The organism is Pseudomonas sp. S1_E05, assembly GCF_056337105.1.
Window position 1 is genome coordinate 1,861,911 of sequence record NZ_JBFRHM010000001.1, and the last position, 18,919, is coordinate 1,880,829.

15 protein-coding genes and 1 pseudogene are annotated in these 18,919 nt (G+C 60.2%); 7 read left to right on the top strand and 9 right to left on the bottom strand.

The window, feature by feature from the left end:
• Window positions 1-90: 90 nt before the first annotated feature.
• The 3 genes from AB4N33_RS08485 to AB4N33_RS08495 all read right to left on the bottom strand — a co-directional run bounded on the left by AB4N33_RS08485 (window position 91) and on the right by AB4N33_RS08495 (window position 5,044).
• The gene (locus AB4N33_RS08485; RefSeq protein ID WP_476456988.1) at window positions 91-2,607 is read right to left on the bottom strand and encodes a hypothetical protein; all 2,517 of its coding nucleotides are present in this window, start codon (window positions 2,605-2,607) and stop codon (window positions 91-93) included.
• A gap of 551 nt (window positions 2,608-3,158) precedes the next feature.
• A complete protein-coding gene (locus AB4N33_RS08490) occupies window positions 3,159-3,413 on the bottom strand; it encodes a DUF1652 domain-containing protein (protein WP_460125605.1) in 255 nt (84 codons plus the stop codon).
• A 134-nt stretch (window positions 3,414-3,547) separates the two neighbouring features.
• Window positions 3,548-5,044 carry a helix-turn-helix transcriptional regulator gene (locus AB4N33_RS08495; RefSeq protein ID WP_476456989.1) on the bottom strand — a complete coding sequence of 499 codons (1,497 nt, stop codon included), beginning with the start codon at window positions 5,042-5,044 and terminating at the stop codon, window positions 3,548-3,550.
• A gap of 354 nt (window positions 5,045-5,398) precedes the next feature.
• On the opposite strand from AB4N33_RS08495, the gene AB4N33_RS08500 reads away from it, so the two are divergent.
• The 7 genes from AB4N33_RS08500 to AB4N33_RS08530 all read left to right on the top strand — a co-directional run bounded on the left by AB4N33_RS08500 (window position 5,399) and on the right by AB4N33_RS08530 (window position 12,673).
• On the top strand, window positions 5,399-6,700 hold the full coding sequence (locus AB4N33_RS08500; protein ID WP_476456990.1) for an OprD family porin: 1,302 nt from the start codon (window positions 5,399-5,401) through the stop codon (window positions 6,698-6,700).
• A gap of 266 nt (window positions 6,701-6,966) precedes the next feature.
• Window positions 6,967-7,785, top strand: coding sequence for an NAD-dependent epimerase/dehydratase family protein (locus AB4N33_RS08505; protein ID WP_476456991.1), 819 nt, complete (start codon window positions 6,967-6,969; stop codon window positions 7,783-7,785).
• A 45-nt stretch (window positions 7,786-7,830) separates the two neighbouring features.
• Window positions 7,831-8,718 (top strand): SMP-30/gluconolactonase/LRE family protein, encoded by an 888-nt coding sequence (locus tag AB4N33_RS08510; protein ID WP_476456992.1) that lies wholly within the window; start codon window positions 7,831-7,833, stop codon window positions 8,716-8,718.
• Between the two features lie 69 nt (window positions 8,719-8,787).
• On the top strand, window positions 8,788-9,759 hold the full coding sequence (locus tag AB4N33_RS08515) for a TRAP transporter substrate-binding protein (RefSeq protein WP_476456993.1): 972 nt from the start codon (window positions 8,788-8,790) through the stop codon (window positions 9,757-9,759).
• 76 nt (window positions 9,760-9,835) lie between these two features.
• Window positions 9,836-10,363 carry a TRAP transporter small permease gene (locus AB4N33_RS08520; RefSeq protein ID WP_460125617.1) on the top strand — a complete coding sequence of 176 codons (528 nt, stop codon included), beginning with the start codon at window positions 9,836-9,838 and terminating at the stop codon, window positions 10,361-10,363.
• Window positions 10,363-11,643, top strand: coding sequence for a TRAP transporter large permease (locus AB4N33_RS08525; protein WP_460125619.1), 1,281 nt, complete (start codon window positions 10,363-10,365; stop codon window positions 11,641-11,643). The genes AB4N33_RS08520 and AB4N33_RS08525 overlap by 1 nt, the downstream gene beginning before the upstream one ends.
• 67 nt (window positions 11,644-11,710) lie before the next feature.
• Window positions 11,711-12,673, top strand: coding sequence for an aldose 1-epimerase (locus tag AB4N33_RS08530; protein WP_476456994.1), 963 nt, complete (start codon window positions 11,711-11,713; stop codon window positions 12,671-12,673).
• A gap of 11 nt (window positions 12,674-12,684) precedes the next feature.
• On the opposite strand, the gene AB4N33_RS08535 is transcribed toward AB4N33_RS08530, so the two are convergent.
• The 6 genes and pseudogenes from AB4N33_RS08535 to pqqB all read right to left on the bottom strand — a co-directional run bounded on the left by AB4N33_RS08535 (window position 12,685) and on the right by pqqB (window position 18,875).
• Window positions 12,685-14,256: an ATP-binding response regulator gene (locus tag AB4N33_RS08535; RefSeq protein WP_476458798.1), complete on the bottom strand. Its 1,572-nt coding sequence runs from the start codon at window positions 14,254-14,256 to the stop codon at window positions 12,685-12,687.
• A gap of 141 nt (window positions 14,257-14,397) precedes the next feature.
• Window positions 14,398-15,558: pseudogene (gene ercA, locus AB4N33_RS08540) on the bottom strand (alcohol dehydrogenase-like regulatory protein ErcA); the annotation flags it as partial.
• A gap of 191 nt (window positions 15,559-15,749) precedes the next feature.
• Complete coding sequence (gene pqqE / locus AB4N33_RS08545; protein ID WP_476456995.1) at window positions 15,750-16,892, bottom strand: pyrroloquinoline quinone biosynthesis protein PqqE; 1,143 nt, start codon at window positions 16,890-16,892, stop codon at window positions 15,750-15,752.
• Complete coding sequence (pqqD, locus tag AB4N33_RS08550; RefSeq protein ID WP_460125629.1) at window positions 16,870-17,142, bottom strand: pyrroloquinoline quinone biosynthesis peptide chaperone PqqD; 273 nt, start codon at window positions 17,140-17,142, stop codon at window positions 16,870-16,872. The genes pqqE and pqqD overlap by 23 nt, the downstream gene beginning before the upstream one ends.
• Window positions 17,139-17,891, bottom strand: a complete 753-nt coding sequence (gene pqqC / locus AB4N33_RS08555) for a pyrroloquinoline-quinone synthase PqqC (protein WP_460125631.1) — start codon at window positions 17,889-17,891, stop codon at window positions 17,139-17,141. Before pqqC ends, pqqD begins: the two co-directional genes overlap by 4 nt.
• A gap of 69 nt (window positions 17,892-17,960) precedes the next feature.
• The gene (gene pqqB, locus AB4N33_RS08560; protein ID WP_476456996.1) at window positions 17,961-18,875 is read right to left on the bottom strand and encodes a pyrroloquinoline quinone biosynthesis protein PqqB; all 915 of its coding nucleotides are present in this window, start codon (window positions 18,873-18,875) and stop codon (window positions 17,961-17,963) included.
• Window positions 18,876-18,919: the final 44 nt, after the last annotated feature.

An 18,919-nucleotide genomic window follows, 5' to 3' on the forward strand; every position in this document is an offset into this window, starting at 1 on the left:
TGCACCGATCTGTCTTCGATGGCCGTGTCGAAGGCAGATCAAGTGCGAGTGTATTTGAACAATCAGTATCGGTATGTTGGTCGAGTATGTTTATTGTTGGTGCACGATAAAGGGTATCTCGGTCGTTTCCTGCGCGACACCGTCATAGGACAGGACATATGCCTTCAATGTGTAATCACCCGCTGCAAGCTGTACGGGAACTCGAGAAAAACCATCTCTATCCGTGTCAACAAAATTAACGGGAATCCCTAAGACGAGCCCGCGAACCGCAATATTGGTCAGCATTACCGACGGATGATTTTTGGCTTCAACATACACATGAAAATACCCCAGCTCATTAGCAATGAACTTCACTCGATCCGGAACAATCCGGTTAAATACGGGTAGTTCCTTGGCAATCGACATATTGAGGACGACAGGGGATTCAGGCCTGTCTTCGAAAGTAAACTTCAGTTGAGCCGAGCCCGTCTTCGTGTGCACAGCGTCAAAGGTAAATTTCGCCGTCGGATCCATGGTCAACCACGTCGCAGGAATAATCTCTCCGAGCGCTCCATCCCCCACCAGCTCCACTTTCACTCGGGTCCTCTCGTAACCGCTGCCGGTTGAATCCACGAGTAGGGCATGACGCCCCCCCATCGCCCCCTGAACGTTGTCACCCGTGGCGACAAGTTTGCCCGCAAATGAAATTTGGGGAGGATTTGCATAGACTTTGCTGGAAAATTCTATTGGACCTGCCATCCCGACAATAGCGGATTGCAACGCCAGTTTGAACGTGGCAGCCGTATCAATATTTGCTGTGATGGCCCAAGCGTAACTCGTCGTATTTCCATCAAAAGGTGGAGTCACGGTAAATTTACTTTTATCAATTCCACTGCCACTGATGTATTTCAAACTGACCGGAATGTCTGCCATGGCGTTTTTTGGTGTCAACGACAATTCAAACGGCTTGCGTGCCTCCACGAAAGGATCTGCGGGCACGGGCAACTTGTTCAATTTAAGCTCCATCTCGTCTGCCAGATGACTGGACAGGACTTTGCTCGCTGCCGTTTCCAGGTTCTGGGTGAACCCTTCTCCCGCCAACTGCAACTTGAACGTCCCGCTTCTGTTGGATGCCTCCACCTTCCACGAATGGGGATCGGCCGATACCAACGTGGTTTTCAGGTCTCCCGGTTGCAGCCCTGAAAGAGCAATGGCATTGAGCACCAGCGCACGACCTCTTAGCGGGCTGTGCTCCTTGTAAACCAGCGTAATGGTCCTTGGGGTCCCCCTGAAGAACACGGCCTCGACGGGGTAAGCCACACCATCCACCCGAAACTCCTGCACCTCTTCACGCAGGTAGCGCGCCATCACACTGCAAACCGGGAGCTTGATACCGGTAATACTTTCAGCCGCCAGCAACTCCAGCTGAAACGTGCCACTGTTGGTATGGGACTTGACGGTCCAACTGTTCACATTGGCTTCACCCGCAGGGGTCACGCTCAGATTCGATGGCTGTACGCCCGTCAGGGGTGTTCCGGTCATCTTCAGCGGGAACGTGTTCAAGGGGCTACCGGCCTTGTAGGTCAGCGTGACCGTCTGCGCTTCGTTCCGGTAGAACAGGACCTGGGTTGGCGGCGACTCGACGCCGTTCACCAGGACCTTGTCCACCTCATCTGCCAGATTGACGGACATTACCCAACACCGCCGTTCCCACGGGCGCTCGACCTGCTCACTGCCGAACGCCAGGGTCACCACGCCACTGGCACCGGCTTGCGGTGTCACCTGCCAGGTAAATTCGCCACCCTGTGGATCGACCGGCGTTTGGAACGCCGGCACGGCCTGAACCGTCAACCCGCCTGCTTCGGCCAGTTCGAGGGTTAGTTGCCTGGCAATGTCCGCCGTGGCTTGAACCTTGACCACGTTAGCCTGCCCGCGTATCAGCGCCACCGGGTCGCCAAACGCTGCCTGCGCACCGTTGACGATCAATTTGGCCTGTTGCCACGGGCTTTCCAGGTAGCCGGTGAAGCGAAACTCAGTGGAAATCGGCTGATCGTCGTAGAGATTGTGCACGCTGACCGTAATTGTCTGCTCGCCCTCATTCATGACGGTTTGAGTGAACTCGCTATCGCCCGCAGCATCTGTCGCAACAGTGGTGTCCTTGCCGTCGAACGTCCACACCACCTCCACGTTTTTAGCAGGCTGCTGCGTATAGAAGGACACCAGTCGGACGGTTGCGGTAACTGTTTGCCCGACGATAGGCGCCCCGATGGGCGGCCGCAGGTCTGCAAACTCGCAGCGGTAATGCCCCAGCTTCAACGGGATTACAAGTGCAGGAGCCGTGAACTCACTGGCCACTCGCATCTCCAGATCGCGATCTTCACCCGTGGCGGGACAATGCAACTTGAAGGAAGCGCCGGTCGGGGCCAGGGTTTGAAACTCGCCCAGCTCGGGTTCCAGACTAATTGCATGGGCTGGATCGCCGGCGATTTCGAGACAGGTGACCCGATGGTTGACCCAGGGACTATCGTCTCCGCCCGCAAGGCTCAAGACATGACACAGTTCATTCTCAGCCCCATGGCAGATGTACACTGGACCGAGCATCGTAACCTGGCGAATTTTGCTGTTCATGATTGGGCCTCGATAATCGGGTTCGGAGGGCAAGCCTGGAAGTCCGACTATCGAGAAAAAAACGGGTTGAGGTAACTGTCAGATGTGACAGTTCGGTTAGATCTAATCGAAATAAACGCGTCTAACTGCAACGAGGCAGGCCGGTACCTCCCGGGACCTGCCTCTGCAAATGGCACACCAAGGCGCCGCGTTGTAAATCGCTATTGAGTCACACAGCGCGTGGTGGTTGTCACTCGGGTCACCTCTCCGCTCTCAGCCCGAGGTTCGCCGAGCACATCGGTTTTATCCATGGCCTGGCAAGTGGTTTGAGGAGGCGGTGGCGGAGCAAGAGGCGGCGGTGGTGGCGGACTGGCGCAACCGGCGAGAATCGCCGCGCAAAAGGCCAGCGACAGGGGTGTGAAAACGCGTTTCCCAGGAATTTTCATAGGTTGACCCGCGATAAGTGATCGACACACTGTTTGTGACAACAGAACGGGCGTGCTAAATCCGTGCACAGGTCATAAAAATGGTCGACGTTTCGCCTATCGCCAGGTTCCAGCGTCTGAAGAGCCCTATTGCACCTGCGAGCGGGGTGAGTGCAGCGCATTGCTTTGCAGTTCGTAGCGCAATTCTTCGATCAATGCAGCCACCGATTCGGCGGACTGCAATTTGGCGATGCTCAAGCCGCTGACAACAAGGTCGACCTGGCCGGAACCGGGGTGATAGAGCTTGACGGTCAGCGAATGGTCGCCCGTGATCGCGCATTCGCACGCCAGGGGCGAAAAACTGCGTTCTATCAACATACGCAGTTGCGCCAGTGAAATCATGTAATGGGTCCTTTGGCTGTTTCGTAGGGTACGGTCGGGGTATCCGCAGACACCCTTCGCATGCCATAAGCCTAAGAATCCCGACGCCAGCCAAACACCTCCATTTGCACCAGGGGTATTAGTGCATTTGCACCCTAGCGCTGCCCCTTGCCACCCCACTCCCCTGAAAACAGCCCACGTTCACGCGCCCAAACAATTGCTTCGCTGCGGCTGTGCACGTCCAGTTTGAAATACACCGTGGCCACATGATTGCGCACGGTGTTGGGTGCCAGCTTCAGGCGTGCGGCGATTTCCTTGTCGGCGAGGCCTTCACAGATCAGCCCCAACACGTCGCGCTCCCTGGCCGTCAGGTCGGTGAAGGACGCCGTGGGCAGCTTGGGTTTGTTGACGTTCTTGGCGTTCGCGAGTTTTTCGATCAATGTGCGACTGAACCACGACGCGTCTTTCATGACCTCTTCAATCGCCGCCACCAGTTCAAGCTCGGTGCGTTTGCGCTCAGTGATGTCCATCAATACCAGTAGGTAGCAGGGACGGTCCTGGATGTTCACGGTGTCGGCGGAAATCGCACAATCAATCAATTCCTTGTCCTTCTTGCGCACGCTGGCGTCGATTCGATCCAGGCTGCCGGCTTTTTCCAGCGCGGCAAACATGCGCGTGCGTGCACCTTTGTCCTGGATGAAATCGATCTCGGCCAGGGTCTTGCCCAGCACCTCTTCACTGGGATAAGCCAAGGTTTCAAGAAAGGCTTCGTTGACATCCAGCACCACCTGGTCTTCAGCGCCACACACCAGGATCGGCACCGGGGTCATGCGATAGGCCTTCGCAAATCGCTCTTCACTCTGGCGCAGAGCCACCTCGGCCTTGCGGCGCGGCTCCATGTCGACGAAGGAAAACAGCATGCAGTCTTCCTCGTTGAGTTCCAGGGGTTGCCCGGCGACGATCACCTGTTTACTGCCGCCGCCCGGCAATTTCAGATCGGCCTGCATCTGGGGAATGGTGACATGTTCGCGCAGGCGCTGGATCGCAAGGTCGCGGTTTTCGGCCCCTTCAAGCACGTCCAGCTCATAAGCCGACGAGCCGATCACGTGATCGCGGGCATAGCCCGTCATTTCCAGAAAGCCGGCATTGACCTTGATGTAGCGCAAATCACTGAGCCGGCAGATCACCGCCGGGGCCGGGTTGGCATTGAATGTTCTTTCAAACCGCTGCTCGGCGCTGGCCCACTCGCTCACGTCGCCCATGATCAACGCCAGCGACTCCGGTTCGCCGCGACTGTCAGTCAGGACCATGCTGCGCACCTTGTGCACCCAGGTGCGCTCCTCGTCATCGGCCTTGGTCACTTCAACCAATACATCATCGAACAGCTCGCCACGCGCCACTCGGGCGATCGGATAGTTTTCGAACGAAACCCGGTGATTGTTGCGATAGCGCAGGGTAAAGCGCTCGGCGTACTGCTGCGCATTAGCACCCAGATCGCCGATCTCGCTGACCCCATGCATGGCCAACGCGGCCTGATTGGCCCAGTGGATGGTCTGATCGAGCTCCAGCAGAATCACCCCATCGGACAGGCCGGCGATGATTTGCTGCAATTGACGGCGGTTGGTGTCGGCGGTTGGGACGTCCTTGCTCATTGGCTCTCCACTGGGCGGCATTGGGTGAAAATGTCGACCGCAGCGGCTGTCGATAGTGCAACAAAACGATAACGCCTCTTGATACGCGACCTGCGCACGCTGAGCACGGATCGTTCAGACTGCACACATCCACTGTGGGAGCGGGCTGGCCCGCGAAAGCGCAAGGTCAGGCACCATCGTTGTTGGATGTGCCGGCCTCTTCGCGGCCCGCTCCTACAGGGGCGTGCCATACGCCCTAAGTCATCCTATAACTTTTGATTGACAAGCCTCGAAAACCTAGCAAATATTCGCCCCAATGTTGTACGACGACGTATAACAAAAAATAAAAACAACAAAAAACAAGGGAGCGTCACTGTGAGTCAACTCGCCCGCAATTCCTCTATTTGCACCCCTCGCCCTACCTTCATTCGCCGCAATACCCTCAGCCTGATCGGTTGCAGCAGCCTGGCCGTGCTGGCCATGCCGATGTCTGCCAGCGCCGAAGGTTTTGTCGATGATGGCAAGGCTACGCTGAACCTGCGTAACGCCTACTTCAACCGTAACTACGTCAATCCGGCCTACCCGCAAGGCAAGGCTGAGGAGTGGACGCAGAACTTCATCCTCGATGCCAAGTCGGGCTTCACCCAGGGCACCGTCGGCTTTGGCGTTGACATCCTGGGCATGTATTCGCAGAAGCTCGACGGTGGTAAAGGCACCGGTGGTACGCAGTTGCTGCCGATCCATGACGACGGTCGTCCGGCGGACAACTTCGGCCGGCTGGGCGTGGCCCTCAAAGGCAAGATTTCGAAGACCGAACTGAAAGTCGGCGAGTGGATGCCGGTGCTGCCCATCCTGCGTTCCGATGACGGTCGTTCGCTGCCGCAGACCTTTCAAGGCGGCCAGGTCACGTCCAACGAAATCGCCGGCCTGACGCTGTACGGCGGCCAGTTCCAGAAGAACAGCCCGCGCAACGATGCGAGCATGGAAGACATGTTCATGAACGGCAAATCGGCGTCGTTCAACTCTGACCGCTTCAACTTCGGCGGCGGCGAATATGCGTTCAATGACAAGCGCACCCAGGTCGGCGTCTGGTACTCCGAGCTGAAAGACATCTACCAACAGCAGTATTTCAACCTCAGCCACAGCCAGCCCATGGGCGACTGGACCCTGGGCGCCAACCTCGGCTATTTCATCGGCAAGGAAGACGGCAGCGCACTGGCGGGCGATCTGGACAACAAGACCGCGTTCGCCCTGCTCTCAGCCAAGTACGGCGGCAACACCTTCTACGTCGGCCTGCAAAAACTCAGCGGTGATGACCAGTGGATGCGCGTCAACGGCACCAGTGGCGGCACCCTGGCCAACGACAGCTACAACTCCAGTTATGACAACGCCAAGGAGAAGTCCTGGCAGTTGCGTCATGACTACAACTTCGTGGCGCTGGGCGTGCCGGGCCTGACCCTGATGAACCGCTATATCAGTGGCGACAACGTGCACACCGGCACGATTACCGACGGCAAGGAATGGGGTCGCGAGTCGGAGCTGGCCTACACCGTGCAGAGCGGCCCGCTGAAGAATCTCAACGTCAAATGGCGTAACGCAAGCATTCGCAAGAGCTTCAGCACCAACGAGTTCGACGAGAACCGGATTTTCATCAGCTATCCGATTTCGTTGTTGTAAGCGCCGGATCGTGACCTGATCACATGGTTTTATTGTGGGAGCGAACCTGCTCGCGATGGCAGGGCATCAGGATGTCCGAGTCATCGTTGACGTCCATCGCGGGCAAGCCCGCTCCCACAGTTTCAGCCCCATGGCTCAGGTGAAACCCTTCGTCCAATTTTGACCAAAGTCGCGTTGACAAGAGCTGAAAACCCTTACGATACTTCCGCTGTGTCGTACGACAACCTACAACAAATTCAACAATGATTTTGCGTACAGGAACTGCCATGACCTCCACGCCCAATGCCCCTTTCAATCGTCTTCTGCTGACCGGTGCCGCCGGCGGCCTGGGCAAAGTGCTGCGCGAAAGCCTGCGGCCTTACGCCAAAGTCATTCGCCTCTCGGACATCGCCAATATTGCGCCGGCCATCGACGAGCGCGAAGAAGTCGTCACCTGCGACCTGGGCGACAAGCAAGCCGTCCATCACCTGGTCGAAGGCGTGGACGCAATCGTGCACTTCGGTGGGGTATCGACCGAGCATTGTTTCGAAGACATCCTCGGCGCCAACATTTGTGGCGTCTTCCACATTTACGAAGCAGCACGACGCCATGGCGTGAAACGCATCATTTTTGCCAGTTCCAACCACGTCATCGGTTTCTACAAGCAGGACGAAGTCATCGACGCGCGCTCCCCGCGCCGCCCGGACAGCTACTACGGCTTGTCCAAGTCTTACGGCGAAGACGTGGCGACGTTTTATTTCGACCGCTACGGCATCGAGACCGTGAGCATCCGTATCGGCTCTTCGTTCCCGGAACCACAGAACCGCCGAATGATGAGCACCTGGCTGAGCTTCGGCGATCTGACCCACCTGATCGGACGCGCCCTGTACGCGCCAAACGTCGGCCACACCGTGGTCTATGGCGCCTCGGACAACAAGAACGTCTGGTGGGACAACCGCTACGCTAGCGCGCTGGGCTATGCGCCCAAGGACACGTCCGAAGTGTTCCGCGACAAGGTCGAAGCGCAGCCCATGCCCGCCGCCGACGATCCAGCGATGGTTTATCAGGGTGGCGCCTTCGTGGCGGCAGGCCCGTTCGGCGACTGATTCATTGCGTTTCACCCATAAAAACAACCAAGGGAATGACGCGCCATGCAAGCCGAACTGATTGTCGATGCCCGCAACGCCGTGGGTGAATGCCCCGTCTGGGTGCCCGAGGAAAACGCGCTGTACTGGGTGAATATTCCAGTCGGCGCGCTACAGCGCTGGAGCGCCGACAGTGGCCAGGTCGAAAGCTGGACCACGCCGGAAATGCTCGCCTGCATCGCTCGTCATCGTGACGGCCATTGGGTGGCCGGCATGGAAAGCGGATTTTTTGCCTTGCACCCCCACGCCGACGGCACGATCGACAGCCAGTTGCTGGCCCACGTCGATCATGCCCGCACCGACATGCGCCTCAACGACGGTCGATGCGATCGCCAGGGGCGCTTCTGGGGCGGCAGCATGGTACTGGACATGGGCGCCAATGCCGTCGAGGGCAAACTGTATCGCTACAGCGCCGGACAACGTGGGCCACTGGGTGCGCAACTGGACGGTTTCATCGTGCCAAACGGGCTGGGCTTCAGCCCGGATGGCAAGACGATGTACCTGTCCGACTCCCATCCGCAGGTCCAGCAGATCTGGGCCTTCGACTACGACACCGACAGCGGCACGCCGTCCAATCGGCAGCTGTTCGTTGACATGAAGCCGCTCCCGGGACGCCCCGATGGCGCCGCCGTCGATGCAGAGGGCTGCTACTGGATCTGTGCCAACGATGCCGGCTTGATTCATCGATTTACCCCGGACGGTCGCCTTGACCGCTCCCTCACCGTGCCGGTGAAGAAACCCAGCATGTGCGCCTTTGGTGGCAGTCGACTGGACACGCTGTTCGTGACCTCGATCCGCCCAGGCGATGACCAGGACCCGCAATCGCTGGCCGGTGGCGTGTTCGCCCTCGACCCCGGCGTCAAGGGCCTGGCCGAACCCCAGTTCACCCCCTAGCAACAACAGCAACGCTGCTGCACCGCTGTGCCTTGAATACAAAAAATAACAACACTGGAGACACCCCCAATGGACTTCAAACGCACTCTTCTCGCCGCTGCACTCCCTCTGGCCTTCACCCTCAGCAGCGCCGCCCATGCGCTGGAAATCAAATTCGCCGACATCCACCCTGCCGGCTACCCGACCGTCGTGGCGGAAGAGCAACTGGGCAAAACCCTGGTCGCCGAGAGCGACGGCAAACTGACCTTCAAGATGTTCGCCGGCGGCGTGCTCGGTTCCGAGAAGGAAGTGATCGAGCAGGCTCAGGTCGGCGCAATCCAGATGGCTCGCGTCAGCCTCGGTATCGTCGGGCCGGTGGTGCCGGATGTGAACGTGTTCAACCTGCCGTTCGTGTTCCGCGACCAGGCTCATATGCGCAAAGTCATCGACGGTGAGGTCGGCGACGCGATCCTCGACAAGATCACCAACTCCGAATTCAACCTCGTGGCACTGGCCTGGATGGACGGCGGCACCCGTAACCTTTACACGAAAAAACCGGTACGCAAGATCGAAGACCTCAAGGGCATGAAAATCCGCGTGCAAGGCAACCCCCTGTTCATCGACGCCTTCAACGCGATGGGCGCCAACGGCATCGCGATGGACACCGGCGAAATCTTCAGTGCCCTGCAAACCGGCGTGATCGACGGTGCGGAGAACAACCCACCGACCCTGCTCGAACACAACCACTACCAGAACGCCAAGTACTACAGCCTGACCGGGCATCTGATCCTGCCTGAACCCATCGTGATGTCGAAGATCACCTGGGAAAAGCTCACCCCCGAGCAGCAAGCCCTGGTGAAGAAAACCGCCAAGGCCGCACAGGCCCAGGAACGCACCCTGTGGGACGCGAAATCCGCCAGCAGTGAAGAAAAACTCAAGGCAGCCGGCGTCGAGTTCATCACCGTCGACAAAAAACCCTTCTATGAGGCCACCGCCTCGATCCGTGAGAAGTACGGCGCGCCTTATGCCGACCTGATCAAGCGCATCGAAGCCGTCCAGTAACCCTCTGCACTCATGAAAGGCCCGGCGCCGCGTACGTTGGTGAACGTGCGTGTGCGCCCGGTTACGGTGGAACCCGATGAAGAATCTACTGCTGCGTATCAACGACAGGCTGTACATGACCTGTATCTGGGTCGCGGGCCTGTCTGTCCTGGCCATTTCCCTGATCATCCCCTGGGGCGTGTTCGCCCGTTACGTCCTCGGCACCGGCTCCAGCTGGCCCGAGCCCACCGCGATCCTGCTGATGATGGTGTTCACCTTCATCGGTGCTGCCGCCAGCTATCGCGCCGGTGCACACATGGCGGTGGCGATGCTCACCGACCGCATGGCCCCGCCACTGCGCCGGACCATGAGCATCGTTTCCCAGTTGCTGATGGCGACCATCTGCCTGTTCATGGCCATCTGGGGCACCAAGCTGTGCATGTCCACCTGGAATCAGTTCATGAGCGCCCTGCCCACCTTGCGCGTAGGCATCACCTACATGCCGATTCCGGTGGGCGGCGTGCTGACGCTGATTTTTGTCCTGGAAAAACTCCTGCTCGGTGACCAGAGCAACCGTAAGGTCGTGCGTTTCGACCTCGTTGAAGAAAGCGAAGGTGCCGCTTAATGGACGCTCTGATTCTGATCGGCAGTTTTATCGCATTGATCCTGATCGGCATGCCGGTCGCCTATGCGCTGGGTCTTTCCGCCCTGATCGGGGCGTGGTGGATCGATATTCCGTTCCAGGCGCTGATGATTCAGGTCGCCGGTGGCGTGAACAAATTCTCCCTGCTGGCGATTCCGTTTTTCGTCCTGGCGGGCGCGATCATGGCCGAGGGCGGCATGTCTCGCCGACTGGTGGCGTTTGCCGGGGTACTGGTAGGTTTTGTGCGTGGCGGCCTGTCACTGGTCAACATCATGGCCTCGACATTCTTCGGCGCGATCTCCGGCTCGTCGGTGGCCGACACCGCGTCGGTGGGCTCGGTGCTGATTCCGGAAATGGAACGCCGTGGCTACCCACGGGAATTCGCCACGGCAGTGACCGTCAGCGGTTCGGTACAGGCGCTGTTGACCCCGCCCAGCCACAACTCGGTGCTCTACTCGCTGGCCGCGGGCGGCACGGTGTCGATTGCCTCGCTGTTCATGGCCGGCGTTGTCCCGGGCCTGTTGATGAGCGCGTGCCTGATGGTGCTGTGCCTGATCTTCGCGAAAAAGCGCGACTACCCCAAGGGTGAAGTCATCCCGATGCGCCAGGCGCTGAAGATCTGCGGCGAAGCGCTGTGGGGCCTGATGGCGATGGTCATCATTCTCGGCGGGATTCTGTCGGGTATTTTCACGGCCACCGAATCGGCGGCGATCGCCGTGCTCTGGTCGTTCTTCGTGACCATGTTCATCTACCGCGACTACAAGTGGAGCGAGTTGCCGAAACTGATGCACCGCACCGTGCGCACGATTTCGATCGTGATGATCCTGATCGGCTTCGCCGCGAGCTTCGGCTACATCATGACGCTGATGCAGATCCCGGCGAAGATCACCACGATGTTCCTGACCCTGTCGGACAACCGCTACGTGATCCTGATGTGCATCAACGTCATGCTGCTGTTGCTCGGCACGGTGATGGACATGGCGCCGCTGATCCTGATCCTGACGCCGATCCTGATGCCGGTGATTCTCGGCATTGGCGTCGACCCAGTGCAGTTCGGCATGATCATGCTGGTGAACCTGGGGATTGGCTTGATAACACCGCCCGTGGGCGCGGTGTTATTCGTCGGCTCCGCCGTGGGTAAAGTGTCGATCGAGAAAACCGTGAAGGCGCTGCTGCCGTTCTACGCCGTGCTGTTCCTGGTACTGATGGCCGTGACCTACATCCCTGCGCTGTCGCTGTGGCTGCCACACCTGGTGTTGTAATCACGCACTGACCAGCAGGAGCCCCTAAAGCTCCTGCTGTTTGTTCTCGATCCTATTGCGAGTCAACATGACGCCAACCCTGCTTGAACTCGAAGACCCATTCACCCTCCTCACCCTCTCCCCTGAAATTGGCGGTAGCATCGTCAACTGGCGCGTGCGCGAAAGCGGCCAGCCGCTGTTGCGTCACGCCGACAGTCACGCGCTCGAGACCGGCCTGCCGGGCAAGCTCGGCTGCTTTCCTCTGGCGCCGTGGTCCAACCGTATTTCCGACGGTGGTTTCGACCGCCCGGATGGCTGGCTGGCGTTGGAACCGAACAGCCTGACCGACCCGTTTCCGATCCATGGCACGGCGTGGCAACAGCCGTGGCAGGTGGTTTCGCAGTCCTCCTCTGAAGTGGTCCTGCAACTGGACAGCGTGAAGCCTTTCGCCTACCGCGCCCGGCAGCGTTTTCAGTTGAGTGGCGGCAAGCTGACCATTGAACTGCACGTCACCCACCTGGCCGAACGGGCGGCGTGGCATGGCCTGGGCTTGCACCCGTACCTGCCACGTACCCAAGCCACGCGGCTGCAGGCCAGGGCGGATCAGGTGTGGTTGAGCGACGCCGCGAAGTTGCCGACCCGCCAGGTGGCGTTGCCGGCCGAGTGGAATTTTCAGGCGCTGGGAGCCTTGCCCGACACCCTCGTCGACAACGGCTTCTGCGGCTGGGATGGCTACTGCCTGATCCAGCAACCTGACCTGGGTTACCAGCTGGAATGCCAGGCTCAGGGCAGCGACTATTTCCTGCTGTATTGCCCGGTGGACCTGGGATTTTTCTGCATCGAACCGGTCAGCCACCCAGTCAACGCGCACCACTTGCCGGGGCGTCCGGGGTTGGTGCTATTGGAGCAAGACCAAAGCGTGGAAATGAGTTTCACCCTGAAGTATTCACCCTACCCTCGTAGGAGCGAGCTTGCTCGCGATGGCGGTCAATCAATCACATCCTCGGTGACTGACACCCCTCATCGCGAGCATGCTCGCTCCTACAGGTAAGGCTCCCACAACTAGACCAACATCTGACTCAACACCGCCCGCAACTTGCCGGGCTTCACCGGTTTGTTCAGCAACGGCGCTTCGAGCTTTTGCAGCGAACGCCGGCATTGGTCGGTGCGATCGGCGGTGATGATCACCGCCGGGATCGCCCGACGGAAATGTTCGCGCAGATGGCGCACCACATCACAGCCCACCACGCCATGATCGAGGTGGTAGTCCGCCAGGATCAGTTCGGGCGCTCGGCCCTGCAACGCCGCCAGCGCTGCCTCTTCGTCGGTGGCGGTGACCACTTCGCAACCCCACTCGCCGAGCAATGCGCTCATGCTTTGCAAAATGGCCACTTCGTTGTCCAGCACCAGTAGCCGACGTCCCGGCAGCGGATTGCCGGTGCTCGCCTGTGGCGCAGCAAGGCTGATGGGCAATGGCACCTCCAGGGAAATCGGCACCTCGATGCTGAACATCGAGCCGCGCCCCGGCCGCGACTGCACCTGAATGCGATAGTCGAGGATCTTGGCGATGCGCTCGACGATCGCGAGCCCCAGGCCCACGCCCTTTCGGTCGGCGGCGCGACCGACATCCAGTTGGTTGAACTCCAGGAAGATCGATTCGAGACGATCCGCGGGGATACCACGCCCGGTATCCCAGACTTCCAGGCGCAAGTGTTCGCCGCGCTTGCGTGCACCGAGCAGGATGCTGCCCTGTTCCGTATAGCGGCAGGCGTTGCTGAGGAAGTTGCGCAGGATGCGCGTCACCAGGCGCAAGTCAGTGCGAATGGCGTAGTCGCCAATGTGTGCACGCAGATTCAGCCCGGCGGCAGCCGCCACCGACTGAAACTCCGACACCAGAGGCCCAAGCAATTCGTCGAGGCGATACAGCGCCACGTCCGGCTTCACCGCCGCTTGATCGAGACGGGAAATATCGAGCAAATCGGTGAGCAGGTCCTCCGCACCCTCCAGGGCCTGGTGAGTGCGCTCGACCAGCACCTGCTCGACCTCCGGCAGCTTTCGTTCACGCAAGGTGGAAATCAGCAAACGCGCGGCATTGAGCGGTTGCAACAGATCGTGACTGGCGGCGGCGAGGTATTTGTCCTTGCTGCGGTTGGCCGCTTCGGCGGCGTCGCGGGCATCGCGCAGCGCTTCGGCGATCTGCTTGCGCTGGGTGATCTGCTGTTGGAGGTTGCGATTGGCCTCGAGCAGTTCATCGGTACGCGCGGTGACTCGCTGCTCCAGTTCGTCGTTGAGTTGCTGGAGGCGTTGCTGGGCCTGCTTGCGCTCGGTGATGTCGGCGACGAAGCCTTCGACCAGACCTTCCTGGCCTGGCTTGAGCAAGAGGTTCATCAACACATCGAGGTGACTGCCGTCCTGACGGCGCAACTGGGTTTCGTAACCGTGCAGGCTGCCCTGGTGACGAAGGATTTCGCCGATGTTTTCCAACTCTTGCGCGCCGCCGACAAACAGGTTGCTCGCCAGGTCCGCCAGGGAAAACAGCACCTGCTGCGGGTTCTGGTAGCCGAGCATGCGCGCCATCGCCGGGTTGGCGGCGCGCATGCCCTGCTCCAGGCTGGCCTGGAAAATCCCGTGCACGGCGTTCTCGAACAGCCATTTGTAGCGGTTGCGCTCGGCTTCCAGTTCATCCAGGCGCGCGGCGAGTTCCGGGTAGTGGCTCTTGCGCGCCGAGTGGCTGCCCAGGCCAAGCAGCCCCGCAAGTGCGCGTTGCTGGTCGTCGAGGGCTTCGCCATAGACGACCTCGACATCACGCTGGCTGGACTCGCGCGGATTGGTCAGGATGCACGGGTCGTCCATGGCGTGTTGCGACAGGAAGGGGATGTCCGCCGTGCGAACGCCATGCAAGCCAAGGGTTTCGTGGAAGCCGATGGCGTGCTTGAGGGCAATCAGGTGTTCCACCAGGCGTCCGCAGATCTGCCGGTGATTGAGGCCCCGACAATCGATGCCAAACGTCTCGGCAATGACCTTGAAACGCTCCGGCGCCGAGCTGTAGTTGAACGCCACCACGTGCTCGACCAACACGGCATTGCACAGGCCGTGGGGCAAGTCGAGGAAACCGCCCAGGCTGTGGGACATGGCGTGCACTGCGCCGAGAATCGCGTTGGAGAATGCCAGGCCGGCCTGCATGCTGCCGAGCATGATCTTTTCGCGCAGGGCGATGTCCGTCGGGTTGGCGATCATCTGCACGAGGTTGCCATTGATCAGGCGCATCGCCTCCAGGGCATGGGGATCGGTCAACGGCCCGTTTCCGGTGGACACAAACGCCTCGATGGCATGCACCAGCGCGTCGATGCCGGTGCAGGCGGACAGGAACGGGTCCATGCTCAGCGTGGTTTCCGGGTCGATCAACGATACGTCCGGCACCACCGCCTTGCTGACGATGGAGAACTTCATGCGCTCCTGCTGGTTGGAAATGATCACGAACTGCGACACGTCCGCCGACGTGCCGGCCGTGGTCGGGATCAGGATCAAGGGCGGGCTGGGCACGCGGATGGTGTCCACGCCTTCGAATTCGAGAATGCTGCGACCATGGGCGACGACGATGCCGATGCCCTTGCCACAATCCATCGGGCTGCCGCCGCCGACCGCGACGATGACATCGCAATGGTTTTCCCGGTAGATCTCGGCACCGAGCATGACTTCCTCGACCCGTGGGTTGGGCGACACGTCGGTGTACAGGCAGTAATCGATACCGATCGCCTGCAGGCTGGCCTCGACATCGGCCACCCACCCGGCGGCGATCACCCCGGGGTCGCTGACGACCAGCACCTTGCGCGCGCCGAAGGTCTTGGCGTAATTGCCCACATTGTGCCGGCACCCGGCACCGAAGATGATTTCAGGTGAAACGAATTTACGCAGCTGGCTGAGACTCTGGCTCATTTGAAAGCCTGTTTCTTATTGTTTTGGAAGATAGGGTCACGTTAACCGATATTGCTGCGAATGCAATCAGACCAATTTACCTGTGGGAGCGGGCTTGCCCGCGATGAGGGTGTGTCAGGCACTGATGGTGTGACTGATACACCGCTATCGCGGGCAAGCCCGCTCCCACAGGGGCAGTGCCAGTGTTGGGCCTAACCGCGATAGATCAGCCGCGACGCCTTTTCGTTGCGCAACGTCAGCTGCGCCATCCCCAACCCCGGCTCATCGGCCTCCTCCCGGGCCTTGAGGATGATCCCGTAGTGCGGCGACTTCGCACAAACAGGGTCGGCATTTTCGGCATCGCCGGTGAGCATGAACGCCTGGCAGCGGCAACCGCCGAGATCCTTGTGTTTTTCATCGCACGAGCGGCAAGGCTCTTTCATCCAGGTATCGCCGCGAAAGCGGTTGAAGCCGAACGAGTCGTTCCAGATGTGCTCGATACTGTGTTCACGTACGTTGGGAAACTGCACCGGCAATTGACGGGCGCTGTGACAGGGAAGCGCGGTGCCATCAGGGGTAATGTCGAGAAACAGGTTGGCCCAGCCATTCATGCAGGTCTTGGGGCGCTCCTCGTAGTAATCAGGGGTGACGAAGATCAGTTTGCAAGGATGACCCTGGGCTTCCAGACGCTGGCGGTAGTCGTGGGTGACCTGTTCGGCGCGCTGCAATTGCTCGCGGGTCGGCAGCAGGCCGACCCGATTGAGTTCGGCCCAACCGTAGAACTGGCAGGTGGCCAATTCGACGAAATCCGCTTCCAGCTCCAGGCACAGCTCGATGATGCGGTCGATGTGATCGATATTGTGCCGATGGGTGACGAAGTTCAGCACCATCGGGTAACCCTGGGCCTTCACCGCCCTGGCCATCGCCAGTTTCTGCGCGAAGGCCTTGCGTGAGCCGGCGAGCATGTTGTTGACCGTCTCGTCCGCGGCCTGGAAGCTGATCTGGATGTGATCGAGCCCAGCCACCTTGAACTGGGCAATCTTGTCTTCCGTCAAGCCGATACCCGACGTGATCAGGTTGGTGTAATAGCCCATGTCCCGGGCCGCCTTGATCAGTTCGGCCAAGTCCTGGCGCACCAGCGGTTCCCCACCGGAGAAGCCCAATTGTGCCGCGCCCATTTCCCTGGCCTCGGCGAATACGCGTATCCACTCCTGGGTGGTCAACTCCGTGCCCTGCTGGGCAAAATCAAGGGGGTTCGAGCAATACGGGCATTGCAGGGGGCAGCGATACGTCAGCTCGGCGAGCAGCCACAGCGGTGGACCGGGCAGCGTGTCATTCGATCCAGAACTGCGCATGGGCCACCTCCAGGAACGCCAGCACATCCTCGTCGATCCCGGGCACGCCGGGGTGCTCTGCGGCCAGCAACTCAATGATCGCCGCAACGCTGCGCTGGCCATCCACCAGACCGAGAATCTGCCCGGCGCTACCATTGAGCTTGATCATGCCCTCGGGGTACAGCAATACGTGGCAGTCCTGGCGTGGCTCCCATTGCAGGCGAAAACCCCGGCGCAACACCGGCGACTGCGTGCGGTCGATCGGGCTCACAAGGCGATCCCCCGGTGCCAGACGCTGTCCCGGGTGACGGTGTGATACGGCGGACGCTCCAGCTCGTAAGCCATGCTCATGGCGTCGAGCATGCTCCACAAAATGTCGAGTTTGAACTGGAGGATTTCCAGCATGCGTTGCTGGCCCTCGAAGGTCACGTAATGTTCCAGGGTGATCCGCAAGCCATGCTCCACGTCGCGACGAGCCTGGCTCAAGCGGGTGCGGAAATAGTCGTAGCCTGTGGCGTCGATCCACGGGTAATGCGTCGGCCAGGCGTCGAGCCGCGACTGATGGATCTGCGGCGCGAACAGCTCGGTCAATGAGCTGCTTGCGGCTTCCTGCCAACAGGCGCGGCGGGCGAAGTTGACATAGGCGTCCACGGCGAAGCGCACGCCGGGCAACACCAGCTCCTGGGACAGGATCTGTTCGCGGTCCAGGCCGACCGCTTCGCCCAGGCGCAACCAGGCTTCGATGCCGCCCTCGCTGCCAGGCGCACCGTCATGATCGAGAATCCGTTGCAACCATTCCCGGCGCACGTCGCGGTCGGGGCAATTGGCGAGGATGGCGGCGTCCTTGAGCGGGATATTGACCTGGTAGTAAAAACGGTTGGCGACCCAGCCCTGGATTTGTTCGCGGGTGGCACGGCCTGCGTACATCGCCTGATGGAAGGGATGATGGATATGGTAGTAGGCGCCCTTGGCGCGCAGGGCTTGCTCGAATTGGGTGCGGGTCATGGGGGGTTGGGGCATGTTGTTTCTCCGGTTATTTTTGTTGTTGTCTGGGCGGGCCTCGTCGCACCGCCGCGATAAAGCCGGCAGCTACAACACAATACTCATCCCGTCATAAGCCACCTCGATCCCCCGCCGCTCGAGCAACGCCCGCTCCGCCGAGTCCTCATCCAGGATCGGGTTGGTGTTGTTGATGTGAATCAGCACCTTGCGCTGGCGGGGGAAATCCTGGAGCAACTCCAGCATCCCACCCGGCCCGCTTTGCGGCAGGTGGCCCATTTCGCTGCCCAGGCTCTGGCCGACGCCACATACCCGCATCTCGTCATCACGCCACAACGTGCCGTCCAGCAGCAGACAATCGGCGCGGTCCATCCAGCTCGCCACGTGGTCATCGACCTGCCCCAGGCCCGGGGCATAGAACACGGACGCGCCGGAGCGCAGGTCTTCGATGAACAGGCCGATGGTGTCGCCGGGTTGCGGGTTGCCACGATTGGGCGAGTACGGTGGTGCGTTGCTGACCAGCGGAATGGCGCGCAGGCGCAAATGCTCGCAGGCCGGGATGTGGAACGGCTCATGGTCCAGTTCGATTGGCCGCCACTGCAAGCCGCCATTCCAGTGTTTGAGCATGTTGAACAACGGGAAACCGCTGCTCAGGTCTTCATGCACCCGCGCGGTGCACCACACCGAATGCGGACAACCTTCGCGCAGGCTCAACAGACCGGTGCAATGGTCGATCTGGCTGTCCATCAACAATACGCCGGCAATCGCCGTGTCACGCAGACGGCGACCCGGTTGCAGCGGCGCGAAACTCTCCAGTTGCGCGCGGATATCCGGGGAGGCATTGCACAGCAGCCAGTTCACACCGTTGTCGCTCAGGGCAATCGAGGACTGCGTCCGCGGCTGCGCGCGCAGGCTGCCATTGCGCAGGCCGGAGCATTGCCGGCAATTGCAGTTCCACTGCGGAAAACCACCGCCAGCGGCGGAGCCGAGAACACGGATGTGCATGGGCAATGCTCCAGAAGGCAGGCCCGGCCAACACCACGGCTGGC

What these genes read in the sequence shown, in the direction of transcription:
- AB4N33_RS08485 (WP_476456988.1), bottom strand. Translation starts at nt 2,607, where the DNA reads ATGAACAGCAAAATTCGCCAGGTTACGATGCTCGGTCCAGTGTACATC.
- AB4N33_RS08490 (WP_460125605.1), bottom strand. Translation starts at nt 3,413, where the DNA reads ATGATTTCACTGGCGCAACTGCGTATGTTGATAGAACGCAGTTTTTCG.
- AB4N33_RS08495 (WP_476456989.1), bottom strand. Translation starts at nt 5,044, where the DNA reads ATGAGCAAGGACGTCCCAACCGCCGACACCAACCGCCGTCAATTGCAG.
- AB4N33_RS08505 (WP_476456991.1), top strand. Translation starts at nt 6,967, where the DNA reads ATGACCTCCACGCCCAATGCCCCTTTCAATCGTCTTCTGCTGACCGGT.
- AB4N33_RS08510 (WP_476456992.1), top strand. Translation starts at nt 7,831, where the DNA reads ATGCAAGCCGAACTGATTGTCGATGCCCGCAACGCCGTGGGTGAATGC.
- AB4N33_RS08515 (WP_476456993.1), top strand. Translation starts at nt 8,788, where the DNA reads ATGGACTTCAAACGCACTCTTCTCGCCGCTGCACTCCCTCTGGCCTTC.
- AB4N33_RS08520 (WP_460125617.1), top strand. Translation starts at nt 9,836, where the DNA reads ATGAAGAATCTACTGCTGCGTATCAACGACAGGCTGTACATGACCTGT.
- AB4N33_RS08525 (WP_460125619.1), top strand. Translation starts at nt 10,363, where the DNA reads ATGGACGCTCTGATTCTGATCGGCAGTTTTATCGCATTGATCCTGATC.
- AB4N33_RS08530 (WP_476456994.1), top strand. Translation starts at nt 11,711, where the DNA reads ATGACGCCAACCCTGCTTGAACTCGAAGACCCATTCACCCTCCTCACC.
- pqqE (WP_476456995.1), bottom strand. Translation starts at nt 16,892, where the DNA reads ATGCGCAGTTCTGGATCGAATGACACGCTGCCCGGTCCACCGCTGTGG.
- pqqC (WP_460125631.1), bottom strand. Translation starts at nt 17,891, where the DNA reads ATGCCCCAACCCCCCATGACCCGCACCCAATTCGAGCAAGCCCTGCGC.
- pqqB (WP_476456996.1), bottom strand. Translation starts at nt 18,875, where the DNA reads ATGCACATCCGTGTTCTCGGCTCCGCCGCTGGCGGTGGTTTTCCGCAG.